Origin of the sequence: Streptomyces sp. NTH33 (assembly GCF_003236365.1) — a bacterium.
Taxonomy (GTDB): domain Bacteria; phylum Actinomycetota; class Actinomycetes; order Streptomycetales; family Streptomycetaceae; genus Streptomyces.
Map to the genome: position 1 here is coordinate 1 of NZ_POTZ01000604.1, position 3,431 is coordinate 3,431.

The 3,431-nt window shown below is 73.3% G+C and carries 2 protein-coding genes; one reads left to right on the plus strand and one right to left on the minus strand.

Annotation, left to right across the window (positions count from 1 at the left end):
- Nucleotides 1-357 precede the first annotated feature (357 nt).
- Entirely contained in the window at nucleotides 358-1,947 is a 1,590-nt protein-coding gene (locus C1I97_RS33655) for a S8 family serine peptidase (RefSeq protein ID WP_258382866.1), read from the plus strand.
- Between the two features lie 224 nt (nucleotides 1,948-2,171).
- Here the strand turns inward: C1I97_RS33655 and C1I97_RS33660 are convergent.
- Nucleotides 2,172-3,431, minus strand: a 1,260-nt coding sequence (locus C1I97_RS33660) for an NAD(P)/FAD-dependent oxidoreductase (protein WP_258382867.1), incomplete at its 5' end; no start/stop codon positions are given.

Here is a 3,431-nt window from a genome sequence, read left to right on the forward strand (position 1 = left end):
CGTTCGGCCCGCCGCCCCCGCCGTTCCCGCAGCCTGGCTTCGGCTACGGCCAGATGGGTCAGCCCTTCGGTATCGGCTGACCCCCGGCGGCGCGCGATGCGGTGTGCCCGGGAGTCCTTCCCGGGCACACCGCATCACCGTGGAAGCGCGAACCGCACGTAGTCGGATCGGGAGCACAAGTACGACGTAGGCGTGGTGAAGGTGGACGTAATGGTCAAGGAAAGGCCCGGAAACAACCGCGGGAGCGGGTCCGACGGCGCGGGTCCCGGCAGGCCGGGACCCGAGAACAAGGAAGCGGGGCCACGCGGGAAGGGCGCGCCGTCACCGATCACGGTGCAGCCGCGACGAGGGCGGTACATGGTGACACCGCTGCCCCAGCAGCAGCTCCCACCGGGAGTGCCCGGACTGAGCATGGACGCGGTGTGCGACCAACTGGACCGGATGTCCGACGTCAGGGTGATCCGCAGGCTTCAGCCGTCGGCGAAGATCGAGTCGACCGGCGTGCAGCCCGCCTGCCCGGAACTGGCGGTCGTCGAGGCGGCCGAGGCCCAGGTACCGGCGATGCGGTCGCTGCACGTGCACATCGAGCCGGACCTGCCGCTGTCCGGCGCCGGGCCCGCCCCCATGCCGGCGGCGGGGATGCTGCCGCTGCGCGATCCCGGGCTGGTCATGCCTCTGGAGGAGTCCGCGGAGATCTCGCTCCGCGTCTGCGGCCCGGACGGCGAACCGCTGGCAGGCGCGGGAGTGTTCCTGATCGGCGCGACCTGGCCGAGCCAGGGCATCACCGGGGCCGACGGTACGGTCACCGTCACGTCGGCGACGGAGTCCGCGCAGTCGATCCAGTCCCTGTACGTGCGGCCCGCGGTCGGTTACATGGACCGCTGGATTTACCGGCCCGACCTGTCGGCGACACAGGAGAACCTGATCACCCTGACCCCGCTGGCCAAGGTGTACCCGGAGCTGGAGGAGCGGCAGCGGTACGGCTGGGGCCAGCAGGCCATGCGGGTGGATCGGCTGCCTCCCACGTTCCGCGCCTTCGGCATCAGGGTCGCGGTCATCGGCTCGGGTGTCAGCGCCGAGCACCCCGATCTGAGGAGCCAGGTGCGCTCCGGGGTGGATCTCGTGCGCGGTACGGACGAGGGCTGGGCCCACGACGTGATGGGCAGCGGCACTCATGCGGCGGGCATCATCGCCGGCGGGGACACCGGCAAGGGCGTCATCGGCATCGCCGTCGACGCCGAGATCGAGGTCTGCCAGGTGATGCCCGGCGGACATTTCAGCGATCTGATCGCCGCCCTGGACCACTGCATCGAGCACGAGGTCGACATCGCGCACATCGCGGTGGCGACCCCGTACCCGTCGGCGCTGGTCTCCCGCAAACTCGTCGACGCCAACGCGGCGGGCATCGCGTGCGTCGCCCCGGCGGGCGACACCGGTGGGCCGATCGCCTTCCCCGCTTCGCTGCCCACCGTGTTCGCCGTGGGCGCGCTGGGCGCCTTCGGCTCGTATCCGCAGGACACCTCCCACGCCACCCATTCGGGACCGCAGTTGACACCCGAAGGGCTGTTCGCCGCGCCGTTCAGCTGCTATGGCCCCGGAGTCGACGCCGCCGCCCCCGGCGTGGCCGTCCTGTCGTGCGCACCGGAGGACGGATACACGGTGCTCGACGGCACCGGCGCGGCCTCGGCCCACGTCGTCGGCCTCGCCGCCCTCGTTCTCGCCCACCACGAGGACTTCCACAGCCAGTTGCTGCCCCGCGGACCAGGCCGGGTGCAGCACCTGTTCGAGATCATCGTCGCCAGCTGCCGCCAACTGGCCGCACCGGGCACGGCGGAGGCGGCCCGAGTCGGACGCGGCCTGCCCGACGCCCTCGTCGCCCTCGGCCTGGCCCCCGGAGTGCAGCTCGCTCCGGCTCTGTCCCCCTACGCCCCGTCCATGGCTGGTTAGGCCCCGTCCCCCACAAACCTACGGAGCGGCACCCGCCTCGAGGGAGCGGGCGCCGATCGGCTTGCCGAACATCCCGGGGCGCCCAGCGTGTGCGGCAGTGCCTCGCAGCCGACAGCCGTCCGCGGACACGGGCGGCACCCCGTGTCCTGCCGGCCCGCGACGGGCGTGCGCATGTCGCCGGGCGGGAGCCGTGGTCGACGGTCCCGCCCGGTGGCACCGGCTGGTCAGCGCAGTGGGTCGAACGGCGCCAGCTGCGAGGGACGTTCGCCGGTGACGATCGTTTCGGCGAGCAGTTGTCCGGTGGCCGGGCCGAGGGTGATGCCCCACATGCCGTGTCCGCCCGCGGCGAAGACCCGGGGGGAGCGCGTGGCCCCGATCAGGGGCAGTCCGTCGGTCGTGCACGGGCGGGAGCCGACCCACTCGTCCTGGCGGGCGTCCAGGTCGGCGCCGCGCAGCAGCGGGCGCGCGGCCTCGGCGATGGCGTTGATCCGGCGGGCGTCCAGGGGCGCCTCCGGGCTGCGGAACTCCATCATTCCGGCGACGCGCAGACGGTCGCCGAGAGGCGTGCAGGCGACGCGCTGAGCGGGGAAGTAGACCGGACCGGACGGCACGTGCTCCACGGGGACGCTGAAGCTGTACCCGCGGCCGGCCTGCACGAGGCGGCGCACGCCGAACCTCCTGGCGAGGCGGCCGAGCCAGGCCCCGGTGGCCAGGACCACCGCGTCGAAGCGCTCGCCCTCACCGCCGGTGCCGCCACCGGTCAGGACGGTGACACCGGCCGCCGTGTCCCGCACGTCGGTGACCTCCGTGCCCTCCCGGATCACGCCGCCCCGGGCACGGACCGCGTCGGCCAGGGCGTGCACGAAGTGTCCCGGGTCGATGTAGCGCTGGCCGTGCAGCCGGATCGCCGCGCCGACCTCGTCCGACAGGGACGGTTCGACCCCCCGGGCCTCGTCCCCGTCGAGGACGTCGAACTCCATGGTCTGGCCCGCGGCGTGGATCTGTTCGAGCTCCTCCAGCAGAACCCGGCGCTCCGCGGCCGTGCGGTAGGCCGCGAGGAAGGACTTGGCCTCGAGTGTCCGTGCCTCGACGCCGCCTTCGGCCAGCGTGTCGAAGCTCGGCAGCGCCAGGCTGTTGATGGGGACGAGCGCACGCATCGCCCGCAGCCACTTGGCCGCGGTGCTGTTGCCGGCGAAGCCTGCGAGGAACCTGAGCAGTTTCGGGTTCGCGCTCGGCGGGACGTAGACCGGGGAGGACGGGCTGAGGACCGCCCGCACCCCGTAGGTGAGGACCGCGGGCTCGGGCAGCGGCGTCGCCAGGCCGGGGGTCAGCCATCCGGCGTTGCCCCAGGACGACCCGGCGGCCACCCCCTCGCGGTCGTACACGGTGACGCTGACGCCCCGCTCCTGCAGGAACCAGGCGGTGGACAGTCCGACCATGCCCGCGCCGACGACGGCGACGCGGCTGGGGCCGGGGTGTGCGGG